23 protein-coding genes are annotated in these 24,144 nt (G+C 62.3%); 14 read left to right on the top strand and 9 right to left on the bottom strand.

The genetic code is table 11. The features are described 5' to 3' along the window. Nucleotides 1–3: 3 nt before the first annotated feature. The 4 genes from CAF73_RS10535 to dinG all read right to left on the bottom strand — a co-directional run bounded on the left by CAF73_RS10535 (nucleotide 4) and on the right by dinG (nucleotide 7,193). Nucleotides 4–1,107, bottom strand: a complete 1,104-nt coding sequence (locus tag CAF73_RS10535) for an OmpA family protein (protein ID WP_085702642.1) — start codon at nucleotides 1,105–1,107, stop codon at nucleotides 4–6. 113 nt (nucleotides 1,108–1,220) lie between these two features. After that, entirely contained in the window at nucleotides 1,221–2,366 is a 1,146-nt protein-coding gene (locus CAF73_RS10530; protein WP_085702641.1) for a serine hydrolase domain-containing protein, read from the bottom strand. A gap of 106 nt (nucleotides 2,367–2,472) precedes the next feature. Beyond that, nucleotides 2,473–4,953 (bottom strand): beta-galactosidase, encoded by a 2,481-nt coding sequence (locus tag CAF73_RS10525; RefSeq protein WP_085702640.1) that lies wholly within the window; start codon nucleotides 4,951–4,953, stop codon nucleotides 2,473–2,475. A 95-nt stretch (nucleotides 4,954–5,048) separates the two neighbouring features. Continuing rightward, on the bottom strand, nucleotides 5,049–7,193 hold the full coding sequence (dinG, locus tag CAF73_RS10520) for an ATP-dependent DNA helicase DinG (protein ID WP_085702639.1): 2,145 nt from the start codon (nucleotides 7,191–7,193) through the stop codon (nucleotides 5,049–5,051). A gap of 99 nt (nucleotides 7,194–7,292) precedes the next feature. Between dinG and CAF73_RS10515 the strand changes: the two genes are divergently transcribed. Beyond that, nucleotides 7,293–7,757: a CopD family protein gene (locus tag CAF73_RS10515; RefSeq protein WP_085702638.1), complete on the top strand. Its 465-nt coding sequence runs from the start codon at nucleotides 7,293–7,295 to the stop codon at nucleotides 7,755–7,757. 132 nt (nucleotides 7,758–7,889) lie between these two features. On the opposite strand, the gene CAF73_RS10510 is transcribed toward CAF73_RS10515, so the two are convergent. The 4 genes from CAF73_RS10510 to CAF73_RS10495 all read right to left on the bottom strand — a co-directional run bounded on the left by CAF73_RS10510 (nucleotide 7,890) and on the right by CAF73_RS10495 (nucleotide 10,590). Next, entirely contained in the window at nucleotides 7,890–8,648 is a 759-nt protein-coding gene (locus CAF73_RS10510) for a collagen-like protein (RefSeq protein WP_085697420.1), read from the bottom strand. Continuing rightward, nucleotides 8,641–8,919 (bottom strand): DUF1145 domain-containing protein, encoded by a 279-nt coding sequence (locus CAF73_RS10505; protein ID WP_085702637.1) that lies wholly within the window; start codon nucleotides 8,917–8,919, stop codon nucleotides 8,641–8,643. The genes CAF73_RS10510 and CAF73_RS10505 overlap by 8 nt, the downstream gene beginning before the upstream one ends. Before the next feature lie 162 nt (nucleotides 8,920–9,081). Further along, a complete protein-coding gene (locus tag CAF73_RS10500) occupies nucleotides 9,082–9,804 on the bottom strand; it encodes an OmpA family protein (protein ID WP_085697418.1) in 723 nt (240 codons plus the stop codon). Between the two features lie 90 nt (nucleotides 9,805–9,894). Then, a complete protein-coding gene (locus CAF73_RS10495; protein ID WP_011332779.1) occupies nucleotides 9,895–10,590 on the bottom strand; it encodes an OmpA family protein in 696 nt (231 codons plus the stop codon). A gap of 199 nt (nucleotides 10,591–10,789) precedes the next feature. Here CAF73_RS10495 and CAF73_RS10490 point away from each other — a divergent pair, with 199 nt between their 5' ends. The 4 genes from CAF73_RS10490 to CAF73_RS10475 are packed head-to-tail and all read left to right on the top strand — an operon-like array spanning nucleotide 10,790 to nucleotide 12,494. Next, complete coding sequence (locus CAF73_RS10490; protein ID WP_085702636.1) at nucleotides 10,790–11,287, top strand: DUF6231 family protein; 498 nt, start codon at nucleotides 10,790–10,792, stop codon at nucleotides 11,285–11,287. Between the two features lie 4 nt (nucleotides 11,288–11,291). Then, nucleotides 11,292–11,768, top strand: coding sequence for a YchJ family protein (locus CAF73_RS10485; RefSeq protein WP_085697416.1), 477 nt, complete (start codon nucleotides 11,292–11,294; stop codon nucleotides 11,766–11,768). A 31-nt stretch (nucleotides 11,769–11,799) separates the two neighbouring features. Next, a complete protein-coding gene (locus CAF73_RS10480; protein ID WP_085697415.1) occupies nucleotides 11,800–12,285 on the top strand; it encodes an LEA type 2 family protein in 486 nt (161 codons plus the stop codon). Between the two features lie 5 nt (nucleotides 12,286–12,290). Next, the gene (locus CAF73_RS10475) at nucleotides 12,291–12,494 is read left to right on the top strand and encodes an SEC-C metal-binding domain-containing protein (RefSeq protein ID WP_003198420.1); all 204 of its coding nucleotides are present in this window, start codon (nucleotides 12,291–12,293) and stop codon (nucleotides 12,492–12,494) included. Nucleotides 12,495–12,653: 159 nt separating this feature from the next. Here the strand turns inward: CAF73_RS10475 and CAF73_RS10470 are convergent, their stop codons facing one another. Beyond that, on the bottom strand, nucleotides 12,654–13,211 hold the full coding sequence (locus tag CAF73_RS10470) for a cysteine hydrolase family protein (RefSeq protein WP_085702635.1): 558 nt from the start codon (nucleotides 13,209–13,211) through the stop codon (nucleotides 12,654–12,656). Nucleotides 13,212–13,358: 147 nt separating this feature from the next. Between CAF73_RS10470 and CAF73_RS10465 the strand changes: the two genes are divergently transcribed. The 9 genes from CAF73_RS10465 to CAF73_RS10425 all read left to right on the top strand — a co-directional run bounded on the left by CAF73_RS10465 (nucleotide 13,359) and on the right by CAF73_RS10425 (nucleotide 24,097). Next, entirely contained in the window at nucleotides 13,359–14,003 is a 645-nt protein-coding gene (locus tag CAF73_RS10465; protein WP_039771345.1) for a glutathione binding-like protein, read from the top strand. 228 nt (nucleotides 14,004–14,231) lie between these two features. Continuing rightward, nucleotides 14,232–16,682, top strand: a complete 2,451-nt coding sequence (locus tag CAF73_RS10460; RefSeq protein WP_085702634.1) for a penicillin acylase family protein — start codon at nucleotides 14,232–14,234, stop codon at nucleotides 16,680–16,682. Between the two features lie 178 nt (nucleotides 16,683–16,860). Then, entirely contained in the window at nucleotides 16,861–17,895 is a 1,035-nt protein-coding gene (locus CAF73_RS10455) for a ligase-associated DNA damage response exonuclease (RefSeq protein ID WP_085697411.1), read from the top strand. Then, nucleotides 17,892–19,580, top strand: a complete 1,689-nt coding sequence (locus CAF73_RS10450; RefSeq protein WP_085702633.1) for an ATP-dependent DNA ligase — start codon at nucleotides 17,892–17,894, stop codon at nucleotides 19,578–19,580. Before CAF73_RS10455 ends, CAF73_RS10450 begins: the two co-directional genes overlap by 4 nt. Before the next feature lie 333 nt (nucleotides 19,581–19,913). Continuing rightward, nucleotides 19,914–20,696, top strand: a complete 783-nt coding sequence (locus CAF73_RS10445; RefSeq protein ID WP_085683295.1) for a transporter substrate-binding domain-containing protein — start codon at nucleotides 19,914–19,916, stop codon at nucleotides 20,694–20,696. A 56-nt stretch (nucleotides 20,697–20,752) separates the two neighbouring features. After that, complete coding sequence (locus CAF73_RS10440) at nucleotides 20,753–21,481, top strand: ABC transporter permease (protein ID WP_085697409.1); 729 nt, start codon at nucleotides 20,753–20,755, stop codon at nucleotides 21,479–21,481. After that, nucleotides 21,478–22,188, top strand: coding sequence for an ABC transporter permease (locus CAF73_RS10435; protein ID WP_011332767.1), 711 nt, complete (start codon nucleotides 21,478–21,480; stop codon nucleotides 22,186–22,188). The genes CAF73_RS10440 and CAF73_RS10435 overlap by 4 nt, the downstream gene beginning before the upstream one ends. Nucleotides 22,189–22,200: 12 nt before the next feature. Beyond that, nucleotides 22,201–23,319 (top strand): succinylglutamate desuccinylase/aspartoacylase family protein, encoded by a 1,119-nt coding sequence (locus CAF73_RS10430; RefSeq protein WP_085702632.1) that lies wholly within the window; start codon nucleotides 22,201–22,203, stop codon nucleotides 23,317–23,319. Nucleotides 23,320–23,332: 13 nt separating this feature from the next. Then, nucleotides 23,333–24,097, top strand: coding sequence for an ABC transporter ATP-binding protein (locus CAF73_RS10425; protein WP_007954993.1), 765 nt, complete (start codon nucleotides 23,333–23,335; stop codon nucleotides 24,095–24,097). The last annotated feature ends 47 nt before the right edge of the window (nucleotides 24,098–24,144 follow it).

Below are 24,144 nucleotides of genomic sequence, written 5' to 3'. Positions count from 1 at the left end.
GGATCACTTTTTGGTGGTATCGGTCGCAGCGACTTTCTTGTCAGTTGCGGCAGCTTTGGCGGGCGCGGTCTTTTTCGCCGGAGCCTTGGCCGGGGCCTTCTTCGCTGGAGCCTTGGCAGCAGCTTTCTTGGCCGGGGCCTTTTTGGTGGCCGGTACGTCGGCTTTCTTCGCAGCCGGCGCCGGGGTCACCGGTTTGGCGGCAGGCTTGACGTCCTGAGCGGCGACCATGGTCACTGGCTTCGGTGCTGGCATGTTGTACTTGCTCAGCAGCGCAACCATGGTGTTCTGCGGGGTCACCAGCAGTTCGACACGACGGTTGAGGGCACGGCCTTCAACGCTGTCGTTGGCGGCGCGCGGTGCTTCGGAACCCATGCCGCGCAGCATCAGGCGATCACGCTGCAGACCGCTGAGACGGAAGATCGCCGCCACCGCCTGGGCACGTTCCTGGCTCAGCTTGATGTTGGCCGGAGCGGCACCGGTGGTGTCACTGTGACCGAGCACCAGTACGGCGGTTTTCGGGTCGGCTTCAAGGATTTTCGCCACGCGGGTGAACGGGCCGAGTGTCACTGGCAGCAGCATGGCCGGGCGATCCGGGTTGAACGAGCCTTCCACCGGCGCGGTTACGACCAGTACGTTTTCACGACGCTCGAGTTGCAGGTTGCTGTCCTTGATCGCGGTGCGCAAGCGCGGCTCGTAATCATCCAGCCAGGCCTGAGTCACTTTCGGATCGGGCATCGGCACGACTTTGGCCGTGTCCTGCTCCTTGCCGCCAAACGGCCACCACCATTTGCCGCCCTTGTCGGCCTCAGCCTTGGCGACTTCGACCGGTTTTGCCTCGGGCTTGGCTTCAGCTTTCACTTCAGCCTTGTCCGCCGAGTCGTCCGAACCAAACGGCCAGTACCAGGGGTTGCTGCTCTCGGCCTTGGCCACCGGCGCGGCAGCAGCCGGTTTCAACGGTGCGGGTGCCGGAGCCGGCTCCTTGGCGGCGACTTTGTCGGAAGAACCGAACGGCCACCAGCTGCCGCCATCGGCGTCGTTCTTCGGAGTCTGTGCACAACCGGTGATTGCGAAACACAGGGCCAGGGCGAGAGTTTGTTTGGACGACATTGGAAACCCACAAAAAGAATTAGTGAACAATCAGAGGACTTTCGCCCGGATAAACAGACGCTTTGAAACGAAAATCGCCATGAGGTTCCGGCCCTGGAACCTCGGGCGACGCTTTACAGACAAGTGGCAAGTACCCGCGCCAGCTTCTGCGCGCGCGGATCCATCAAGACGTACGGCCCCAGTGTATTTGTCACAAATCCAAAGGCCACATCGTGCTCCGGATCAGCAAAACCGATGGAACCGCCGGCACCCGGATGCCCGAATGCACGCGGGCCGAGGCCGTAAGTGGCATTCGGCACGTCGGGTTGATCGAGCATGCAGCCGAGACCGAAACGGGTGCGGGTCAGCAAGGTCTTGTCCTCGCCGAGGCTGTGTTCGCGGGTCAATTCGTCGAGCATTTCGCTTTCCAGCAGGCTGCCGTCGAGCAGACCGGCGTAGAACCCTGCCAGACTGCGGGCATTGCCGTGGCCGTTGGCCGCTGGTTGCTGCATGCGCCGCCATTCCGGCTTGTTGGTGCTGGTGAGCACCGACGGCGGATTGGTGAAGGCCCGGGTGGTCATGGCTGTCGGCTCACGCATGGTCACTTGCAGCAGGCGCTGGGCGGCCGCATCACCGGTGTTGCCCTTGCCGCGGGCGATGTGCGCCACGCGATGGAATTCTTCGTCGGCCAGACCGACATGGAAATCCAGCCCCAGCGGTTTGGCGACCCGCGCCACAATCGATTCCCCCGGCCCGCGACCGTCGGCGCGCCGCAGCAATTCGCCGATCAGCCAGCCGTACGTGATCGCGGCATAGCCGTGACCGGTGCCCGGCGTCCACCACGGTGCTTCGGCCGCGAGGGCGTTGACCATGGTTTGCCAGTCGTACAGCGCTTCAGGTGCCAGCAATTCGCGCAGGGCCGGCAGACCGGCCTGATGGCAAAGCAATTGGCGCAGGGTGACGGATTGCTTGCCGGCGGCAGCGAATTCCGGCCAGTAACGGGCGACTGGCGCATCGAGCTGCAACTTGCCTTCGGCAACCAGTTGCAGCGCGGTGACGGCGGTGAAGGTCTTGGTGCAGGAGAACAGGTTGGCGATGGTGTCGCTGTGCCAGGCCTCGGCGCCGTCCTTGTCGGCGGTACCGGACCAGAGGTCAAGGACGGTTTCCCCGCCAACCCGGATGCACAACGCGGCGCCGCGTTCCTGGGGATCGTCGAACAGTGCGGCGAAGGCTTCGCGCACCGCTTCGAATTGAAGCTCGTAATGTCCCTGAATCTGCACCCGCAACTCCCCCGCGAAAACGCTCTACAAAGTGGCCCGCATTGTTCCAGCCCGTGAGGGTTTTGGGAACTGCTGCGGGCCGGGCGGTCTTCAGGTTTCGTAACGATCAGTGACCGTTGCCGGAATGCCCGCCGCTGTGGCCAGCGCCCTGCCCCGGGCCTTTGCCGGCGTCAGCCTTGCGGCCGCCTTCGGCTTCGTGGCCAGCCTTGTCCGATGCGGCAGCCGCTTTTTGCGCCTCTTTGTTCAACTGATCGACGGTCGCCAGGTTGCTCTTGCGCACGGCTTCGACAAAACCCTGGAACGGCAGATCAGTAACGCCAACCAGACCAAAGTGACCGTTCTCGCCATCGAGCAGGCGGCCGGTCACCGGTTGATCCAGATACTGGAACCAGTGCACGCCGACAATCGACGGTTCGCTCAGCGCCTGCTTGAGGAAGTTGGCGTAGGCCGGGCCTCGGTCTTCTTCCTTGCTCAACGGGGTCACGCCGCCCCAGAACGGGCCACGGTCGGTGGAGCCGAAGTTGAATTCGGTGATCAGCACCGGTTTGTCGAGGCTGCGCAACGCGGCAAAGTCATAGCCGTCCTGCGGTTGCAGGGTGTACATGTTGAAACTCAGCACGTCGCAATACTGGGCGCAGGAGGCCACGGCTTCCGGGGTGCTGGTGGCGAAACGGCCGCCGAGCAGCAACTGGTTCGGCGCATGCCATTTCAGCGAGTCGGAAATGGTCTTGAAGTAGGTGTCGGCAAAAACCTTCTGGAAGTATTTGAAGTCGGCCTCGATTTCCGGATGCTCCGGATTCGGCAGTGGCGCCTCGAAACCCGGGTCTTCCATCAATTCCCATGCCGGCAGATCAATCCCCCAGGCCCTCGACAGCCCCGCCTGGTTGCGGTACTTGTCGCGCAACTGCTTGAGGAACGCACGTTTGGCCGGCACGTCTGTAGTCATTTTCAAGGTGCCGTAGGCCAGCGCGTAGCGAGATTTCGGATCATCTCCGGGGCCGGCCCAGGCCAGTTCGTTGTCGGCGAAGTAGCCGATCAGCCACGGATCATCGCGATGATCGCGGGCGGCAATCGCCACGGCGCGCTCGGTGGCCATGGCGAAACGTGGATCAAACGGGTCAGGCATGCCGCCCCACCAGTCGGTGCCGGTGCTGATGCTGGTGTAGTCGCCGACGATTGACAGCGGCAAGGTGTACGGCATGCGCTCGGCGTCACCGAGGACGGGGGCGCTCCAGTTACCGATGGTGTTGAAGCCCCAGGCTTGCAGGCGATCAAGGGTGTGGCTGGCCCACTTTTGCTCGTCGACCGTGTTTTTGCACGGTGTCGCTACGCTTTGCCCGGTGGTAGCAGCCGACTCGGCAACCCCGGCTTTCGGCTGTTCGGAGGCGGCTACCGGTGCACTGGCGTTGGTTGCCGCCTCTTCTGCGGCACCAGCCTTGGCGGCTTCGGCCACTCCGGCCTTGTTGTCGCTGTCCGGGATGCAGGGCTCGCCATACAGGCGCTGAAGGTTGGCGCCGTAGAAGTCGTACCAGCGCCCGAAATTGTAACCACGGCCCTGATCGACACCGTTACCGCCACGGTTGTCACCTTCGCCGAAGTGGCTGGCCAGCGGCTCTCCTGGTTTGGGCAGGGATTCGAACATGTATTCGCGACCGGCCACGTAGGTCTGGTTGACCTCGGGGCTGACAGTGTTTACGCCCAGGGAATAGAACGGATGGCCCTCGGGCGTCACCAGATACCAGCGACCGTCACGCTTTTCGGTGCGGAAGAAACCGCTGGCCTTGAACGCCGGGCCTTTATTCCAGCCACCGAACTTGTCCAGCGACGACTTTTCGCGCTCGGCCAGCCAGGTTTTCAGTTGTTGCTGTTCTTTGGCGGCGGCGGATTTCAGTTGTTCGTCGTTGGCGACTTTTTCCGGCCACTTACCGCGAGTCGATTGGCCATAGGCATCCACCAGATTGCCGTAGGCGGATTTGATCACCTCACCTTCGTCCTGCACGCCAAAACGCTCAAGCAACAGACTTTGCGCGGCTTTCGGCTGGTCCATCGACAGGCTGACCGACACTACCTGGCTGCGATCCAGCTCACCGCTGCTGCTCGCCAGCAGGACGCGCTGCCCGTCAATCGTCATCGGCATCACGGGCCCGGCCTTCATGCCCTGGCTCAGTGGCGAGGTCGCGGTCAATGGCACCAGCAAGGTCTGCGCCGGGCCGGCCGGCAGATCAACGCGGCTGACCAGGGTCTTGCCGTCGTTACTCTGGATTTGTACGTAGACGGTCACCGCCCAGTTCATCGCACTCTGGATGCGCAGGCTCATCATGCCGGACTGCGACCAGTCCCAGGCACCGGTCTGCGGGGACAGACGCAAGGTCGGGCGGGCCGTCGGATTGAACGTCACCCGGCGCAGCACTTCACCTTCCGGGGTCTGCTCGGCATTGGCTTGCGGCAGGTCGGCGTTTTCGGTCGCCACTTTCACCACATCGGCGGGGCGGACAAAGTTGAACAGGGTCTGCTGGCCGGCAGGTGCCGCCAGCAAGGGGCCAGCGAAAACCAGGGCAAAAATGGCAGGCAACGAACGACGAATCATGAGAACGGAATTCTCCCTAACGACCCGCAAGGGCCAATGGAAAAGCAATGACAGAGAGATAGACAGCGCGGCGGGCAAAACTGCCCACCGATGTCTCAGGATATTTCACGACGGAAAGGAGGCAACGCATTGAGGATCGCCTTGCCGTAGCGCTGGGTGACCAGTCGCCGATCCAGCAAAGTGATGGTGCCGCGGTCTTCTTCGGTGCGCAGCAGACGACCACAGGCCTGAACCAGCTTCAGCGAGGCGTCGGGCACCGAGATTTCCATGAACGGATTGCCGCCCCGGGCTTCGATCCATTCAGACAACGCGGCTTCGACCGGATCGTCCGGCACCGAGAACGGGATCTTGGCAATCACTACGTGCTCGCAATAGGCCCCTGGCAAGTCCACACCCTCGGCGAAACTGGCAAGACCGAACAGCACGCTGGAATCGCCGCCATCGACCCGCGCCTTGTGCTTGTTCAGGGTTTCCTGCTTCGACAGGTTGCCCTGAATGAACACTTGCTTGCGCCAGTCGCGGTCAAGGCCGTCGAACACGTCCTGCATTTGTTTGCGCGACGAGAACAACACCAGACTGCCGCGAGAGCCTTCCACCAGTTCCGGCAGATCGCGGATGATCGCGGCGGTGTGGGCGGCGGCATCGCGCGGGTCGGCCTTGAGGTCCGGCACCCGCAACACTCCGGCGTCGGCATGATGGAACGGGCTCGGCACCACGGCGGTGACGGCTTTTTTCGGCAGGCCGGCGCGCATGCGGAAGCGATCGAACGTGCCGAGCGCGGTCAAGGTCGCGGAAGTCACCAGGCAGCCGTAGGCCACGTTCCACAGACTGCGGCGCAGGGTTTCGGCGGCGAGGATCGGGCTGGCGTTGACCTCGATATCGAACAGCGAACCGCTTTCGGCCAGGGTCAGCCAGCGGGCCATCGGCGGGTTGTCTTCCGGGTCTTCGGCGGTGAATGCGGTCCACAGTTCCCAGTTGCCGGAGGCACGGGACAACAGGCTGCCGAACAGTGGATACCATTCTTCGGCCTGATTGCTGGCGATGCCGATGTTGACCTCGCCGTCCATGCCTTCCTTGAGCAGATCCGTCAGGCGGGTGAACAGATCGTTGAGGCGGGCGAAGCCTTTTTTCAGCTCGATGCCCAGCTCGCGCATGTGTTCGGGAATCACCCCGCCGATGAAGCGATGACGCGGGCGTTCGCGGCCCTCGACGTCTTCGCCGGGCTTGAAATCGGCAATCTGTTCGCAAGCGGTGAACATGAACTGCTGCTGGGTCTTGATCTCCCGCGCCAGCTCCGGCACCTGCTCGATCAGCTTGCCGAGGTCACCCGGCAGCGGGTGCTGGGCCAGCAGTTTGGTGAGGTTCTTGGCGGTGGTTTCCAGCCAGTCGGCGGTGGAACGCAGGCGCGTGTAATGGGCGAAGTGGCCGATGGCCTTGTCCGGCAGGTGATGGCCTTCGTCGAACACATAAATGGTGTCGCGCGGATCGGGCAATACCGCCCCGCCGCCCAGCGCCAGGTCGGCCAGCACCATGTCGTGGTTGGTGACGATCACGTCGACTTTGCCCATGCCTTCGCGGGCCTTGTAGAAGGCGCACTGGCCGAAGTTCGGGCAATGCCGGTTGGTGCACTGGCTGTGATCGGTGGTCAGGCGCGCCCAATCGGCGTCTTCCAGCGCGTTGGGCCAGCTGTCGCGGTCGCCGTCCCATTTATTGCCGGCGAGCTTCTCGATCATGCTGGTGAACAGCTTCTGACTGGCCTCATCGACCTCGATCTTGAAGCCTTCTTCTTCGAACAACTGGGCGGTGGCGGTCTGGGCATGGCCTTCCTGCAGCAGCATGTCGAGCTTGGACAGGCACATGTAGCGGCCACGGCCCTTGGCCAGGGCGAAGCTGAAGTTCAGCCCGCTGTTGCGCATCAGGTCGGGCAAGTCCTTGTAGACGATCTGCTCTTGCAGGGCGACGGTGGCGGTGGCGATCACCAGGCGTTTGCCGGCCAGTTTCGCCGTCGGGATCGCGGCCAGGCTGTAGGCCACGGTCTTGCCGGTACCGGTGCCGGCTTCCACCGCGACAATCGCGGGGTCGCCACTGCGCCGGCCTTCGTCATCGGTGTCGATATCCCCGAGGACCTTGGCGACTTCAGCGATCATCAGGCGCTGGCCGTAACGCGGCTTGAGGCTCTTGGCCTCTAGAAAACGCGAGTAGGCGCCCTGGATCGTGGTTTTGAGTTCAGTGCTGATCATTGAGTGTCGGGCGCAAAAAACGCTGGATAAATTTTCAGTGGTTCGAATGGGGGGCTATCATACCCCGCGAATCGATCCCGCGCAGAACGGAGTACCCCAATGACACCTTTTAGCCTCGTTTACCCCATCCATGTACTGGCCGCGCTGGTGTGGGTCGGCGGTATGTTTTTCGCCTGGATGGTGCTGCGTCCTGCGGCGATGAAGGCGCTGGACGGTCCCGGGCGCCTGACGCTCTGGGTGGAAGTGTTTCAAGGTTTTTTTCGTTGGGTGTGGGGGGCGGTGATTTTGCTGCCGGTGACCGGAGTAGGCATGTTGCATCTGCAACACATCGCCTTCGATAGCGCGCCGCGTTACGTGCAAGTGATGATGGGGTTGTATGTGGTGATGACTGCGCTGTTCATCCGCATTCAGGCATTGATGCTGCCGGAACTGCGCACGGCGGTGCAGGCGAAAGACTGGCCGGCCGGTGCGGCAGTGCTGGGGCGGATTCGCAAGGTGGTGGGGTTCAATCTGCTGGTCGGGATGGTGCTGGTGGCGATTGCCGCAGCGCGACCGTCGTTCTGAAGTGATGCTGGTCGTTCCCACGTCGAGGCGTCGAACCGTCCGCGTGGGAATGCAGCCCGTGACGCTCCGCGTCACTGGACGCGGAGCGTCCCTTGAGGCATTCCCACGCAGAGCGTGGGAACGATCAATCGGTCAGAGGCGCTGTACGGTGACAGACCCCGCCGCACCCGCAGGCCCCGGCTGTCCGTCGGCCCCCGGTTTGCCGCTCTTGCCACCATCGGCACGATAGACCAGGCAGCCCTTGGACTTGCCACCCGCACCCGGCTTGCCCCCGGGACCGGCCGGACCACCGGCACCGCCGGCGACTTCGACCTTGATCAGCTCGGCCGGAAATTCCCGCGGCACTTCAAGACGCACCAGTGCGCCCGGTGCCCCTGGCTGACCGTCGCTACCGTTGCTGCCATCAAAGCCGCGCCCTGCCTGACCCCAGGTGCAACCCGGCTCCTGACCGTTGGCGCCATCGAGCCCGACAAAACCCGGCGCACCGGTACCGCCACGGGCATCGACCACCAGTTTCGGCGCATTCAACGCTTTGAATTGCAGATTCAGATTGCGCCCGGCGCGGGCGGCTTTTTCGTACGTCCCCGGCGCGCCACGGGCGGTGATCTGGCTGCCTTCGGCGAGTTCGGCGCGGATGACTTTCATATCCAGCGCCTGTTCGCTCGGCACGATGGCGATGCGTGCTTCGTGGCCCAGCTGCAATTCACCGACATTCAGTTCGGTCACGTTCGAAGGAATCAGCAAGGTGCCGTAATCGGCGACCACCAGTTTTTCCAGCTGCAAGGTGCTGGCGGTGTTCGGCAGACGCATGAGGGAGTTGGTTTCGACGCTGACCACCTGGGCGCAGGCCAGGGGACTGATGAATGCAGCGAGCAGGCAGAGTTTACGCATGGGAAGCCTCCGGAGCGGCCGGGGCCGGGATGGTTTGCAGGTGGAATACGCCGAACAACAGGATGCGGCCACGATCACGCCAGGGGTGAGAGCGACCCTTGAGGCTGCGATTGCACAACAGCACTTCGAGTAGGTGGATCGCCAGCAGCAGACCGGCGGCCAGATTGACCATCAGGTGCAGCGGATGAACAAACGGCACCAGCTGATTGGCCAGCACCACGCAGCAGAACAGCAGGGTCAACAATCGCCCCAGCCCACAGAACACCTTCATACGCTCCCCCGTGTTGCGAATTATTCTTTGGGCGCACAGTAACGGCTTCTGCAGGGGATAAGCCAGAGGGGAAAATGAAAAAAACCGGTCCGCCGCCGGATGGCTGCCGGTTCGACGAGATTCATCGACCGACAGCTCTAGCCTGCAGACTACAGACGTTATCTAACGATTGATGTGCAGTTCCACCCGACGGTTCTGCGCACGCCCCTCATCAGTATTGTTATCGGCGACCGGTTCGCTTTCGCCGCGCCCTTCACTGGTGAGTTTGTTCGGCGCCAGGCCCTGGCTCAGCAAATATTCCGCCACGCTGCTGGCTCGACGTTCCGAAAGCGCCTGGTTATAGGCATCCGAACCCTTGCTGTCGGTGTGGCCGATGACCTTGATGCTCACCACATCGGCATTGCGCAGTTTGTCCATCAACGTGTCCAGCTGGCTTTTGGCAGCGGGTTTCAAATCGGACTTGTCGAAATCGAACAACACGTTACCGGCGTCGTTGAGGGTGATGACTTCGGTTTGCGGGGCCGGTTCGGCCGGTTTCTCGGTGACCGGGTATTGCGGCAACGGACAGCCACGATGATCGACCGGAGTGTTGGCCGGGGTGTCGGGGCAACGGTCGCGGCGATCGAATACGCCGTCGTCGTCTTCATCGCCATCCTGGGCGTAACAGATCAATCCGCCAGTGAGGATCCCCAGCGCAGCGCCACCGCCGGCCCAGCCGCTATTTTCGAGCGCGCCGAGACCGCCGCCGACCAGTCCGCCAATAAGGCTGCAGATCGGCCAGGTACGTTGATTGAGGGGAGCGGTGCCATCGCTGTGGGTGGCGCAACCGGTCAACAGGCTGCCCAGCAGCAGAACCGGCAAGACGGACCTTGTAAGAACACTCATCGTTAAAGCTCCTGTGTCACCGGCCCATACCGGTTACACAGGAGTAAAGACCCGCATCCGCGACTGCACAAGCCGCGGATGCGAGGGGGGCTAGCGGTTGATTTTGATTTCGGTACGACGGTTCAGCGCGCGACCGTCGGCAGTTTTGTTGTCTGCCACCGGCTGGCTTTCACCGGCACCGGTCACCGACACGAAGCTGCTTTGCGGTACGCCGCTTTCGACCAGGTACTTGACCACCGAGTGCGCACGGCGGTCCGACAGTTTCTGGTTGTAGGCATCGCTGCCGACGCTGTCGGTGTGGCCGGTCACGGTCAGTTGCGCCGTGCTGGATTCCTGTTTCAGGCGCGAAGCGACTTTATCCAGGACCAGTTTGTCGGCCGGAGTCAGCGTGGCCTTGTCGAACTGGAAGTGAACATCGCGGATGACAATGGTTTCTTCCTTGACCACTACAGCTTCTTCGACCACTGGCGCAGGGGCTGGTGGAGGGCAGCCGTCAGCATCGACCTGTACGCCTTTAGGCGTGCCCGGGCACTTGTCGCGACTGTCCGGCACACCATCGCCGTCTTCATCGCCATCACCGTGAACCCAGCAATAGGCTGCTGCCGTACCGCCGACGAGTAACGCGCCATACCCCGCCCATGCGGAGCTTTCGGTCGCACCGAGGCCCGCACCGACGACACCGCCGACTGCCGCACAGGTCGGCCAGTCGGTTTTCTGCAAACCTGCACAACCAGTCAACACACTGGTTAGCAGAACCAAGGGTAATGCTGTCCGAACTATGCTCATCTAGTTTTCTCCTGAGGGATCGGCTTAGAACCGATTCAGGGAGTAAAGACCGGAGTTTTAATCTCCGCCAGCAATAGGCCATTGCCGTTTGTGCGCCTGTTCACGGGACTTCGGCGAATTTGCCGCAAACCCGCAGGACAGAGATCTAGGCCTTGGCGTCCGGGCAGGCTAGTCTTGGCGCTCTGATTGAGGAGCTTCGATGAACGTTGCCATTTCTTCCCGCACCCCGCAGCAGGCGTTAGCCGCCCTGCTCGACCGCTACGCCCCGGCACGCCTGCTGCTGATCGGCGCCAGCGAATTCCCGGCGCTGGCTGCCTTTAAGCAGGCGCACCCGCAGACCTGCGTCGCGCACGCCGCGCCCGGTGCGCTGCCGGCCGAACTGGCGGCCCAACGTTTCGACCTGGCGCTGGTGGTCGATTGCCTGGAACATTTGCCCAAGCGCGACGGCCTCAATCTTTTGGGCGGGATCCGCAACCTCAACGCCAGCCGCATCGCGGTGCTGGCGGATCTGCCGGCCAGCGGCTGGCAGGAAACCGATTTTTATTCCCTGGCCCTGCAGGCCAGCGAACGCTTCGCCCGGGACGAACAGGTGCTGACCCTCTTCACCTACGATCTGCTTGACTACAAACAAGTCCCCGACTGGCTCAATTCGCGGTTCTGGGCCAATCCGGAAAACTTCGGGAAATACTGGTGGTAATTCAATGAGTACAGCCATTTGCCCTTGCGGCAGCGGCAACCTGCTGGATGCCTGCTGCGGTCCTTATCACGCCGGCCACCCGGCCCCGTGCGCCGAAGCCCTGATGCGTTCGCGCTACAGCGCCTACGTGCTGGGTCTGGTCGATTATCTGGTGGCCACCACCCTGCCCGCCCAGCAAGCGGGGCTGGATCGCCAGTCGATCAGCAACTGGAGCGCCCAGAGCACCTGGCTCGGTCTGGACGTGGAAAGCTCGGAAGTGTTCGGCGGCCAGCCGGAACACGCGTTCGTCACGTTCACTGCGCGCTGGCATGACGGTCAGGGCGAGCACAGCCACCGCGAACGCTCGTCGTTCGTGCAGAACAGCGGGCGCTGGTATTTCATCGACCCGACCGTGCAACTGAAGCTGGGCCGCAACGACGCCTGCCCGTGCGCCAGCGGCCAGAAGTTCAAGAAATGCTGTGCGGGGTATTTCGGCAGCTGAGGCTAGACTGGGCCGCAAAGGGAGTTAAACCATGCTCGGTCATTGGCGCACATTTCAGGTCCTTTCACTGCTCGTGTTTCTGGGGCTCGGCGGCTGCGCGTCCTGGTTCAGCGACGACTCCCGCGATCCCGCCGTGCACCTGGTGAAAGTCGAAGTAGTACGCGCCAGGTTGCTGGAACAGAAATTCATCCTGCACTTTCGCATCGACAACCCCAACGACAGCGACCTGACCGTGCGCGGCCTGGAATACCGCATACACCTGGCCGACATGCTGCTGGCCGAAGGCGAGCACGAACACTGGATCACGGTGAACCCCAAAAGCAGCGCGTTCTACAACGTGCCGATCCGTACCAACCTGTGGCCGAAGGTCAAAGAGGTGGTGAAAATGCTGAAAAACCCGAACCAGCAGATTCCCTATCGGCTGGAAGGCGAGATGGAAACCGGTTTATTCATCGCTCACTACGTGCACCTGGCGCGCAATGGCGTGATAATCCCCGCCGATTTGATTACGGAGTGACCCCGATGACCCAGCAACCTCATGTCCATGGCCCTGACTGCAACCACGATCATGACCACCACCATGATCACGACCATGGCCATGTCCACGGCCCGAACTGCGGCCACGCCCACCAGGAACCGGTGCGCAATGCCCTGAAAGACGTTGGCCGCAACGACCCTTGCCCATGCGGCAACGGCAAGAAGTTCAAGAAGTGCCACGGCGCTTGATGTTTCGGGCGAAGACCGACTTCGCCTGATACACCGCTTTCGCGAGCAAGCTCGCTCCCACAGGGATCGCGTTCCGTCAGGAGCAACTCGGTCGAATGTGGGAGCTGCGGTGCGACGATTCGACTTGCCGGCGATGGCGGCGGCACATTCAGCAAAGCCCTATCGGGCCGCAAGAATCTCGGCACTGCCAACCACCGTCGCATACTCCCCGTGCAGATTCCCCAGCGACATGGCATGCACCTCTTGCGCCGAACGCAGCGTGCCGAAATAGTCAGCCTTGTCGAAGGTAAAGCACGCATCCTCCGCCACCCACGCCTCGAACCCCAGATTGCCCGCCGTGCGTGCCGTGGACTCCACCGAGTTGTTCGTCGCCACGCCGACAATGATCAACTGCCCGATCCCCGCCTCACGCAGCTTCGCCTCGAGCCCCGTCGCACAAAACGCATCCGGTACCTGTTTCCGGATCAGCCATTCGCCGTCCTGCGGCAAGAACCGGTCCTGAAATTCCACCCCTGACTGCTCTGGACAGAACACTGATTGCGGCGAGCGCGACAGGTGCTGCACATGAATCACCGGCCGCCCGCTGCGCCGCCAGAAGCCCAGCAAATCGAGGATCCGCTCTTCGGCCGACGGATTGTTCCGCCGCCCCAGACGCGGTTCCAGAATGCCTTTTTGCTGGTCGATGATGATAAGTGCAGCGTTGGCCTTGAGCTCCATGGCGATTTTTCTCACGCAGGGTCATTGAATTTCCCGTACTTGAGCATCACCTCCTGTGAGTAAGCAAGCTATCGAACGCACACAGGACAACCTGAAGCCGGCGTTTGCTGTCCGCACGTAAGTCATTTTCCTGATTTGGAGTTTTCCATGATCGACCTGTATTACTGGACCACGCCCAACGGCCACAAGATTTCCCTGTTCCTCGAAGAGGCGGGCCTGCGCTACGACGTGCACCCGATCAACATCAGCCAAGGCGAGCAGTTCCAGCCGCACTTTCTGAAAATCGCGCCAAACAATCGCATCCCGGCCATCGTCGATCATGAGCCGGCCGATGGCGGCGAACCGTTGTCGCTGTTCGAGTCCGGGGCGATCCTGCTGTACCTCGCGGAAAAGACCGGCAAGTTCCTGCCCAAGGATCTGCGTGGCCGCCAGGTGGCGCTGCAATGGCTGTTCTGGCAAATGGGCGGCTTGGGGCCGATGGCCGGGCAGAACCATCATTTCAGCCAGTTCGCCCCGGAAAAAATCCCCTACGCGATCAAGCGCTACATCGACGAAACCGCGCGCCTGTACGGGGTTCTGGACAAGCAACTGGCGAACAATGAGTTCGTCGCCGGCAGCGAATACAGCATCGCCGACATGGCGATCTACCCGTGGATCGTTTCGCACAAGTGGCAGAGCCAGAACCTGGAAGACTTCCCGAACGTGCAGCGCTGGTTCAACCACATCAAGGATCGCCCGGCGACCGTGAAGGCGTATGCGCTGGTGCAGAAGATCAATCCGCCAAAGTCCTGACCTGTCTTGATCGTTCCCATGCAGAGGCGTCGAATCGTGCGCGTGAAAATGGGCCGCAGAGCGGCCCGGACTGCATTCCCGCGCAGACGGTTCGGCGCCTCGACGTGGGAACGATCTGCATGAGCGGGAAGAAATAACCGCTCGCCCCGCTTGCGCGGCCCCCACCTGCTCACTAACGTAGCGGCTTTATTGCGCCCCCAGCCTCTACACCCCCGCAGGAGCTTTGCCATGGCCTCGCCAGCCCTTTCACATTTTCTTCCCCGGTTCGGCGTTGCCGCAGCAGTGGCCGGTGTTCTGAGCCTGACCGGTTGTCAGACCTGGAACGCCCAGGACACCCTCCCGCCGACCTCCGGTGTGCAGCCGCTCAAGGGCCTGGCGCAGAACGTTTCGGTACGCCGCAATGCCATGGGCATGCCGCTGATCGAAAGCAACAGCTTCCACGACGCACTCTTCGCCCTCGGCTACGTGCATGCCAGCGACCGGATCAATCAGATGGTCACCCTGCGCCTGCTGGCCCAGGGCCGTCTGGCGGAAATGTCCGGTTCGTCGATGCTCGATGCCGACCGTTATATGCGCGCCGTCAACCTGAAGAAAAGCGCCGGCGAGCTGTACAAGGCCTCGTCGCCACGGCTCAAGCGCTTTTTCGAAGTCTATGCCCGGGGCGTCAACGCCTACCTGTTCCGCTACGCCGACAAACTGCCGGGGGATCTGGCATCCAGCAGCTACAAGCCCGAGTACTGGAAACCGGAAGATTCGGCGCTGATCTTCTGCCTGCTGAATTTCAGCCAGTCGGCCAACCTGCCGGAAGAAATCGCTTCGCTGGTGCTGGCGCAGACCGTGACCAACGACAAACTGGCGTGGCTGACGCCGTCCGCCCCTGACGAAAACCTGCCGCTGGCCGAGGCCGACAAGCTGCAAGGCATCAAGCTCAACGGGCAGATTCCGGGGCTGACGGAACTGAGCAACGCCAGCGAACAACTGGCCGCCATCAACCTGCTTGGCACTCAGTCGTCGAACAACTGGGCCATCGCTCCGCAACGCAGTCGCAGCGGCAAGAGCCTGCTGGCCAGCGACAGCCATGGCCCGCTGGCCGCGCCGTCGCTGTGGAGTTTCGTGCAGATCCGCGCACCGAAATACCAGGCCGCCGGCGTGACCGTGGCGGGTCTGCCCATGGTGCTCGGCGGCTTCAACGGCAAGGTGGCGTGGAGCCTGACCAGCGTGCTCGGCGATAACCAGGACCTGTTCCTGGAAAAAATCCGTCGTCAGGGCAGCACGCTGTCCTACGAGGTCAACGGCAAGTGGCAACCGGTCGCCGTGCGCAACGAAACCTATTTCGTCAAAGGCCAGCGGCCAATTCGCGAAGCGGTGTACGAAACCCGCCATGGCGCGCTGCTCAACAGTGTTCAAGCCGCCGCTCAGGGCGCAGGTTTCGGCCTGGCCCTGCAGACGCCGAGCTTCACCGACGACAAATCCCTCGATGCGTTTTTCGATCTGAGCCGCGCCCAGAACGTTGAACGCGCCTCGGACGCCAGCCGGGAAATCCGCGCCATCGCGTTGAATCTGGTGTTTGCCGACGCCAGCAACATTGGCTGGCAAGTCACCGGACGTTTCCCGAACCGCCGTGAGGGCGAAGGCCTGCTGCCGTCGCCGGGCTGGGAAGGTCGCTACGACTGGGACGGCTACGCCGACCCGATGCTGCACCCCTACGATCAGGATCCGGCCCAGGGCTGGCTCGGCACCGCCAACCAGCGGGTCATTCCCCATGGCTACGGCATGCAACTGTCCAATTCCTGGGCGGCGCCGGAACGTGGCGAGCGCCTGGCTGAACTGGCCGGCAGCGGCAAACACGATGGTCGCAGCGTGATCGCCATGCAGTACGACCAGACCACCACCTTCGCTGCCAAGCTGAAGAAAATGTTCGAAGCACCGGGCATGGCGCAGCCGCTGAAACAGGCGATCGACGCGCTGCCGGACGCCGAGCGCAGCAAGGCCCGCGAGGCCTACACCCGTCTGATGGCGTTCGACGGCAAGCTCAGCCCGACTTCCGCCGATGCGGCGATTTACGAGCTGTTCCTGCAGGAAAGCATGAAGCAGATTTTCCTCGACGAACTCGGCCCGCAAAACAGTCCGGCGTGGAAAGCGTTTATCGCCAACGGCGATCTGTCCTACGCCACACAGGCCGATCACTTGCTGGGCCGCGAAGACAGTCCGTTCTGGGACGACGCCCGTACGCCGCAAAAAGAAGACAAACCGGCGATCCTCGCCCGCAGTCTGGCGGCTGCGATCAGCGCTGGCGACAGTCAGTTGGGTGGCGACCGCCGGTCGTGGCAGTGGGGCAAACTGCACCGCTACGAGTGGAAGAATGCCAACGGCCAGACTGTTCGCGGCCCGATCGCGGCGGGCGGCGACCACACCACGCTCAACATGGCGGCGTTTGCCTGGGGCCAGGACTTCAACACCACCCGTGCGCCGTCGATGCGTTTCATCGTCGACTTCGGTCAGAGCGAGCCGCTGATGGGGCAGAACGGGACGGGGCAATCGGGTAATCCGGTGAGCCCGAACTACCTGAACGGCATCGATCCGTGGCTCAAGGGCCAGTACATCGGCCTGCCGATGCAGCCGCAGAACTTTGACCGGGTGTATGGCAAGACGCGGTTGACGCTTACCCCCGGCAAGTAATCCCCCCACAGTTGATCATTCCCACGCTCCGCGTGGGAATGCCTCAAGGGACGCGGAGCGTCACGGGCTGCATTCCCAAGCAGAGCGTGGGAACAATCATGTGACAGTAAAAAACTCGATAGAACTTCTGACTTCGCGCCTGCCTCATAGCTAACAAGTCCTCCATTCCGGTAACACCATGGACCTTGTTATCGCTCGCCCCGAAGGCCTCTACTGTCCCGCCGGGGATTTCTACATTGACCCGTGGCGGCCCGTCGAGCGCTCGGTGATCACCCATGCCCACGGTGATCATGCCCGTGGCGGCAACCAGCATTACCTGGCCGCCAGCCCCGGCGAAGGGATTTTGCGCGCGCGCCTGGGCCAGGACATCAACCTGCAAACCCTCGACTACGGCCAGCGCCTGACCCACCACGGCGTCACCCTGAGTTTTCATCCCGCCGGCCATGTGCTCGGCTCGGCCCAGGTGCGGCTGGAATACGGCGGCGAAGTCTGGGTCGCGTCCGGCGACTACAAGATCGAACCCGACGGCACCTGCGCGCCGTTCGAACCGGTGCGTTGCCACACCTTCATCACCGAATCGACCTTCGGCCTGCCGATCTATCGCTGGCAGCCGCAGGCGCAGGTGTTCGCCGAGATCAACCAGTGGTGGCAGGCCAACATCGAGGCGGGCAAGGCCAGCGTGCTGTTCTGTTATTCGTTCGGCAAGGCCCAGCGGATTCTCCACGGCATCGACGAAACCCTCGGGCCGATCCTCAGCCACGGTGCGGTCGAGCCGCTGAACCGGGTCTACCGCGAGGCCGGCGTCTACCTGCCGCCGACGATCTACGCCGGCGACGTGAAAAAGAACGACCCGATCATGCGCCAGGCGCTGGTCATCGCCCCGCCGTCGGCCGGCGGCAGCAGCTGGATGCGCCGGTTCGGCGATTACAGCGACAGCTTCGCCAGCGGCTGGATGCGCCTGCGCGGCACCCGCCGGCGGCGCGGGGTCGATCGCGGGTTCGTGCTTTCGGATCATGCCGACTGGCCCGGCCTGTTGTGGGCCATCGAACAGACCGGTGCCGAACGGGTCATGGTCACCCACGGCTCGATTGGTGTACTGGTGCGCCATCTGCGCGAAAAAGGGCTCGACGCCCAAGGCTTCAATACTGAATACGGTGACGATGAAGAAGAGCATTCCACCGCCACGCCCGCCGTCGCCGAGGTGCAGCCATGAAAGACTTCGCCGGGTTGTACGCCGAACTCGACGCCACCACCTCCAGCAACGCCAAACTGGCGGCCATGCAGACTTACTTCGCTCAGGCGCAACCGCAGGATGCGGCGTGGGCGGTGTACTTTTTGTCCGGCGGGCGGCCTCGGCAACTGGTGCCGGTGCGGATCCTGCGGGATCTGGCGGTCGAAGTGTCCGGGCTGGAGCCGTGGCTGTTCGAGGAGAGCTATCAAGCAGTCGGCGACCTGGCGGAAACCATCTCGCTGGTGCTGCCGGAACACCCGCACACCTCCGAGGCCGGCCTCGCCGAATGGATCGAAGCCAAACTGCTGCCCTTGCGCGGTGAAACCCCGGAATACCTCGCCCACCAGTTACCCGCACTGTGGGCGCAACTGGATCGACCGAGCCTGATGCTGTGCATCAAACTGATCACCGGCAGCTTCCGGGTTGGCGTGTCCAAATTGCTGGTGACCCGAGCCCTGGCTTCCATGGCCGGGCTCGACAGCAAACGCGTGGCGCAACGGCTGGTGGGTTACACCGACTTGTCCAACCGGCCGAACGCTGACAGCTACCTGAAACTGATCGCGCCCGAATCCAGCGATGAACACGCCCAGCGCGGAGGCCAGCCCTACCCGTTCTTCCTCGCCCACGCGCTGGCGCAACCGGTGGAAACCTTCGACACCCTGCTCGGGCCTGCAAGCAACTGGCAGGTGGAGTGGAAGTGGGATGGTATCCGCGCGCAGGTGGTAAAGCGCGACGGCAAATTGTGGGTCTGGTCCCGGGGCGAAGAGCTGGTCACCGAACGTTTTCCCGAACTCGCCACACTGGTGCAAGGGTTGCCTGACGGCACAGTGATCGATGGTGAGATCGTGGTGTGGAAGAACAACCGCCCGGTCACCGAAGACGCGTTCGATCCCCAGTCGACGCAAGCCCCGGCGGTGCAACCCTTCGCGCTGTTGCAACAGCGGATCGGCCGCAAGTCGCTGGACCGGAAAATCCTCGAAGACGCGCCGGTGGTGGTACTCGCCTATGACCTGCTCGAATGGCAGGGCGAAGACTGGCGCAACCAGCCCCAGGCCAGACGTCGTGAGCAACTGGAGCAGGTCATCGCCAAATGCAACAACCCGGTGCTGCTGCCTTCGCCGCTCCTGACGGGTGATGACTGGCTCGATCTCGCCCGCCAGCGTGAGGCCTCCAGGCGACTTGGGGTCGAAGGCATGATGCTCAAGGCCCGGGATGCGATGTACGGCGTCGGCCGCACCAAGGACATGGGCGTGTGGTGGAAATGGAAGGTCGATCCGTTCAGCGTCGACGCGGTGCTGATCTACGCCCAGCGCGGGCATGGGCGCCGCGCCAGCCTCTACAGCGATTACACCTTTGCGGTGTGGGACGGCCCGCCCGGTTCCAGTGCGCGGGCGCTGGTGCCGTTCGCCAAGGCCTATTCCGGGCTGACCGATGCGGAAATGCGCGAAGTGGACAGCATCGTGCGCAAGACCACCGTGGAAAAATTCGGTCCGGTCAGCAGCGTGACACCAAGCCTGGTGTTCGAACTGGGCTTCGAAGGCATCGCCCTCTCCCGCCGGCACAAAAGCGGCATCGCCGTGCGCTTCCCGCGCATGCTGCGCTGGCGCCAGGACAAGACCGTGGATGAGGCCGACAGCCTGGCGACCTTGCAAGAGCTGTTGGTCTGACTCCTTCCCCCGATACTCCCCCTCACCCCGATCGTTCCCACGCTCCGCGTGGGAATGCCTCAATGGACGCTCTGCGTCCGCTTTGGGACGCGGAGCGTCCCGGGCTGCATTCCCACGCAGAGCGTGGGAACGATCCCCTGAACCATCCTGGTGCAGCTTTTGCGGCGCGCCCGTTTTCGTGCACTGACCGGCCCCGGCATGCACTTCCTGCACCTTTTAAAACACTTGTTCGGGACTCTGGTTCGGAAATTGCTACTTTCTATAAGTCGTAAGCGCTCCAGTAACAATCATTCCGCGCCACAAGCGCTCATATTGGTTCTTAGGGATTGAATAATGAAAAAAGCATTGCTGACCCTTTCTGCACTGGCGTTGTGCATGGCCGCCGGCTCCGCGCTGGCCAAGGAATACAAAGAACTGCGGTTTGGCGTTGACCCTTCCTACGCACCGTTCGAGTCGAAAGCGGCAGACGGCAGCCTGGTTGGCTTCGACATCGATCTGGGCAACGCGATCTGCGCCGAGTTGAAGGTCAAGTGCAAATGGGTCGAAAGTGACTTCGACGGCATGATTCCGGGCCTCAAGGCCAATAAATTCGACGGTGTGATCTCGTCGATGACCGTGACCGAAGCCCGTGAAAAAGTCATCGACTTCTCCAGCGAGCTGTTCTCCGGCCCGACTGCCTACGTGTCGAAGAAGGGTTCCGGCATCACCAACGACGTCGCGTCGCTGAAAGGCAAAACCGTCGGCTACGAGCAAGGCACCATCCAGGAAGCCTATGCCAAAGCCGTGCTGGACAAGGCCGGCGTGAAAACCCAGGCCTATCAGAACCAGGATCAGGTGTATTCCGATCTGACTTCCGGCCGTCTCGATGCGGGCATTCAGGACATGTTGCAGGCCGAACTGGGCTTTCTGAAGTCGCCACAGGGTGCCGACTATGCTGTCAGCGAGCCGGTCGACAACCACTTGCTGCCAGCCAAGACCGCTGTCGGTATTAAGAAAGGTAACACCGAGCTGAAAGCGCTTTTGGATAAAGGTATCAAAGCGTTACACGATGATGGCAAATACGCCGAGATTCAAAAGAAACACTTTGGCGATCTGAATCTGTACAGCGGCAAATAATGCCCCGGCGCCCATCCTCGATGGGCGCCTTTTTCATTCAGTCAGGTTGCTGATTTATGTTCGAAAACCTCTTACAAAATCTGGGGCTCTCCGCCTTCAGCCTCAAGGGCTTTGGCCCGTTGCTGTTGGAAGGCACCTGGATGACCATCAAATTGTCGGCGTTGTCGCTGCTGGTGGCCGTGTTGCTCGGCCTGCTCGGCGCCAGTGCCAAGCTGTCAAAAGTCAAACTGCTGCGCCTGCCCGCCCAGATCTACACCACGCTGATTCGCGGGGTGCCGGACCTGGTGCTGATGCTGCTGATCTTCTACAGCCTGCAAACCTGGCTGACGACGCTCACCGATTACCTGGAATGGGAATACATCGAGATCGACCCGTTCAGCGCCGGGGTCCTGACCCTGGGCTTCATTTATGGCGCGTACTTCACTGAAACCTTCCGCGGGGCGATTCTCGCCGTGCCACGCGGTCAGGTCGAAGCCGCCACCGCCTATGGTCTCAAGCGCGGCCAGCGCTTTCGTTTCGTGGTGTTCCCGCAAATGATGCGCTTCGCCCTGCCAGGCATCGGTAATAACTGGATGGTGATGCTCAAGGCCACCGCGCTGGTCTCGATCATCGGCCTGGCCGATCTGGTCAAGGCCGCGCAGGACGCCGGCAAGAGCACCTATCAGCTGTTCTATTTTCTGGTTCTCGCCGCGTTGATTTACCTGCTGATCACCAGTGCCTCGAACTTCATTCTGCGCTGGCTCGAACGCCGCTACGCCGCCGGTGCACGGGAGGCCGTACGATGATCGAACTTCTGCAGGAATACTGGAAAGCCTTCCTTTATACAGACGGCCAGAACATCACTGGCCTTGCGATGACGATGTGGCTGCTCAGCGCGTCGATCTTCTTCGGTTTCATCGTGTCGATTCCGCTGTCGATCGCCCGCGTCTCGCCGCACTTCTACATCCGCTGGCCGGTGCAGTTCTACACCTACCTGTTCCGTGGCACGCCGCTCTATATCCAGTTGCTGATCTGCTACACCGGGATCTACAGCCTGGCCGCCGTGCGCGCGCAACCGCTGCTCGACAGTTTCTTCCGCGATGCGATGAACTGCACGATCCTGGCCTTCGCCCTGAACACCTGCGCCTACACCACGGAGATATTCGCCGGGGCGATCCGCAGCATGAACCACGGCGAAGTCGAAGCGGCCAAGGCTTACGGGCTGACCGGGTGGAAACTCTATGCCTACGTCATCATGCCGTCGGCGCTGCGCCGGTCGTTGCCGTACTACAGCAACGAAGTGATCCTGATGCTGCACTCGACCACCGTGGCCTTCACCGCGACCATCCCCGACATCCTCAAGGTCGCGCGGGACGCCAACTCGGCGACCTTCCTGACCTTCCAGTCGTTCGGCATCGCCGCCCTGATCTACCTGACCATCACCTTTGCGCTGGTCGGCCTGTTCCGTCTTGCCGAACGCCGATGGCTGGCCTTTCTCGGCCCGACCCACTAGGACCCTTTTGAGATGCGCCACCAGATACACGACCTGCTGGCCCCGCTGCCGGGGACCGCACGACAGATTCACAGCTTTCACTTCGGCCCGGACAAGGCCCAGGGCAAGATTTACATCCAGTCCTCGCTGCATGCCGACGAACTGCCCGGCATGCTCGTGGCCTGGCACCTCAAGCAGCGTCTGGCGGAGCTGGAAGCCGCCGGGCGCCTGCGCAGCGAAATCGTGCTGGTGCCGGTGGCCAACCCGGTCGGCCTCGAACAGGTGCTGATGGATGTGCCGCTGGGCCGCTACGAGCTGGAGAGCGGGCAGAATTTCAACCGCTGGTTCGTCGACCTCAGCGAAGAAATCGGCAACGAAATCGAAGCGCAACTGAGCGACGACCCGCAGCGCAACCTCGAATTGATCCGATCCAGCCTGCGCAACGCACTCGACCGCCACACCGCCACGACTCAGTTGCAATCCCAACGCCTGACCCTGCAACGGCTGGCCTGCGATGCGGACATGGTTTTGGACCTGCATTGCGATTTCGAATCCGTGGTTCACCTCTACACCACGCCCGAGGCCTGGCCGCAGGTCGAGCCGCTGGCGCGCTATATCGAATCCCAAGCGAGCCTGCTGGCCACCGACTCCGGCGGCCAGTCGTTCGATGAGTGCTTCACCCTGCTGTGGTGGCAATTGAAGGAGCGCTTCGGCGAACACTTCGACATTCCGCTCGGCAGTTTCTCGGTCACCGTCGAGTTGCGCGGTCAGGGAGATGTCACCCATCCGCTGGCCAGTGGCGACTGCCAGGCGCTGATCGATTACCTGATCCATTTCGGCGCCATCGTCGGCGAACCGAAAGCCTTGCCGACACTGCCACATCCCGCCACGCCTTTGGCCGGCGTGGAACCGGTCGCCACTCCCGTCGGCGGCCTGCTGGTCTACAGCGCCACACCCGGCCAGTGGCTGGAAGCCGGGCAGAAAATCGCCGAAATCATCGACCCGATCAACGACCGGGTCACGCCAGTCCATTGCACCGCTTCCGGTCTGCTCTATGCCCGCTCGCTGCGGCGCATGGCCACCGCCGGGATGGTGATCGCCCACGTCGCGGGCGCCGAAGCCTATCGCAGCGGCTATCTACTTTCGCCTTGAGGATGCCTGTTCCATGTACAAATTGACCGTTGAAGGCCTGCACAAAAGCTATGGCGACCATCAGGTGCTCAAAGGCGTCTCGCTCAAGGCCAAGACCGGCGACGTGATCAGCCTGATCGGCGCCAGCGGCTCGGGCAAAAGCACCTTTTTGCGCTGCATCAACTTTCTCGAACAACCCAACGACGGCGCGATGAGCCTCGACGGCCAGGCGATCCGCATGGTCACCGACCGCCACGGCATGCACGTCGCCGATGCCGATGAACTGCAACGCCTGCGCACGCGGCTGGCGATGGTGTTCCAGCATTTCAACCTGTGGAGCCACATGACCGTGCTGGAAAACATCACCATGGCCCCGCGCCGGGTGCTGGGTTGCAGCAAACAGGAAGCCGACGACCGCGCCCGGCGATATCTGGAAAAGGTCGGTTTGCCGGCGCGGGTGGCCGATCAGTACCCGGCGTTCCTCTCCGGCGGCCAGCAACAACGGGTGGCGATTGCCCGCGCGCTGGCCATGGAACCGGAAGTCATGCTGTTCGACGAACCGACTTCGGCACTCGACCCGGAACTGGTCGGTGAAGTGCTCAAGGTGATCCAGGGCCTGGCCGAGGAAGGCCGGACCATGATCATGGTCACCCATGAAATGAGCTTTGCGCGCAAGGTCTCGAGCCAGGTGCTGTTTCTGCACCAGGGGCTGGTGGAAGAAGAAGGTGCGCCCGAAGAAGTGCTGGGCAATCCGAAAAGCGAACGTCTGAAGCAATTCCTCAGCGGCAATCTCAAGTAAAACTATTGCCCCGCCGGCGCGGTCTCTGAAGGAACACTTTCAGAGCA

Origin of the sequence: Pseudomonas sp. B15(2017) (genome assembly GCF_002113215.1) — a bacterium.
GTDB lineage: Bacteria > Pseudomonadota > Gammaproteobacteria > Pseudomonadales > Pseudomonadaceae > Aquipseudomonas.
This window is presented reverse-complemented; position numbering and strand designations above follow the sequence as displayed.

Bases quoted from the DNA above. Each gene is read 5' to 3' on its own strand.
- CAF73_RS10450 (WP_085702633.1), top strand. From the start codon at position 17,892: ATGAAAGACTTCGCCGGGTTGTACGCCGAACTCGACGCCACCACCTCC.
- CAF73_RS10445 (WP_085683295.1), top strand. From the start codon at position 19,914: ATGAAAAAAGCATTGCTGACCCTTTCTGCACTGGCGTTGTGCATGGCC.
- CAF73_RS10480 (WP_085697415.1), top strand. From the start codon at position 11,800: ATGCTCGGTCATTGGCGCACATTTCAGGTCCTTTCACTGCTCGTGTTT.
- CAF73_RS10525 (WP_085702640.1), bottom strand. From the start codon at position 4,953: ATGATTCGTCGTTCGTTGCCTGCCATTTTTGCCCTGGTTTTCGCTGGC.
- CAF73_RS10465 (WP_039771345.1), top strand. From the start codon at position 13,359: ATGATCGACCTGTATTACTGGACCACGCCCAACGGCCACAAGATTTCC.
- CAF73_RS10535 (WP_085702642.1), bottom strand. From the start codon at position 1,107: ATGTCGTCCAAACAAACTCTCGCCCTGGCCCTGTGTTTCGCAATCACC.
- CAF73_RS10460 (WP_085702634.1), top strand. From the start codon at position 14,232: ATGGCCTCGCCAGCCCTTTCACATTTTCTTCCCCGGTTCGGCGTTGCC.
- CAF73_RS10425 (WP_007954993.1), top strand. From the start codon at position 23,333: ATGTACAAATTGACCGTTGAAGGCCTGCACAAAAGCTATGGCGACCAT.
- CAF73_RS10510 (WP_085697420.1), bottom strand. From the start codon at position 8,648: ATGCGTAAACTCTGCCTGCTCGCTGCATTCATCAGTCCCCTGGCCTGC.
- CAF73_RS10440 (WP_085697409.1), top strand. From the start codon at position 20,753: ATGTTCGAAAACCTCTTACAAAATCTGGGGCTCTCCGCCTTCAGCCTC.
- CAF73_RS10485 (WP_085697416.1), top strand. From the start codon at position 11,292: ATGAGTACAGCCATTTGCCCTTGCGGCAGCGGCAACCTGCTGGATGCC.
- CAF73_RS10500 (WP_085697418.1), bottom strand. From the start codon at position 9,804: ATGAGTGTTCTTACAAGGTCCGTCTTGCCGGTTCTGCTGCTGGGCAGC.
- CAF73_RS10455 (WP_085697411.1), top strand. From the start codon at position 16,861: ATGGACCTTGTTATCGCTCGCCCCGAAGGCCTCTACTGTCCCGCCGGG.
- CAF73_RS10475 (WP_003198420.1), top strand. From the start codon at position 12,291: ATGACCCAGCAACCTCATGTCCATGGCCCTGACTGCAACCACGATCAT.
- CAF73_RS10470 (WP_085702635.1), bottom strand. From the start codon at position 13,211: ATGGAGCTCAAGGCCAACGCTGCACTTATCATCATCGACCAGCAAAAA.
- CAF73_RS10435 (WP_011332767.1), top strand. From the start codon at position 21,478: ATGATCGAACTTCTGCAGGAATACTGGAAAGCCTTCCTTTATACAGAC.
- CAF73_RS10430 (WP_085702632.1), top strand. From the start codon at position 22,201: ATGCGCCACCAGATACACGACCTGCTGGCCCCGCTGCCGGGGACCGCA.
- CAF73_RS10515 (WP_085702638.1), top strand. From the start codon at position 7,293: ATGACACCTTTTAGCCTCGTTTACCCCATCCATGTACTGGCCGCGCTG.
- CAF73_RS10505 (WP_085702637.1), bottom strand. From the start codon at position 8,919: ATGAAGGTGTTCTGTGGGCTGGGGCGATTGTTGACCCTGCTGTTCTGC.
- dinG (WP_085702639.1), bottom strand. From the start codon at position 7,193: ATGATCAGCACTGAACTCAAAACCACGATCCAGGGCGCCTACTCGCGT.
- CAF73_RS10495 (WP_011332779.1), bottom strand. From the start codon at position 10,590: ATGAGCATAGTTCGGACAGCATTACCCTTGGTTCTGCTAACCAGTGTG.
- CAF73_RS10490 (WP_085702636.1), top strand. From the start codon at position 10,790: ATGAACGTTGCCATTTCTTCCCGCACCCCGCAGCAGGCGTTAGCCGCC.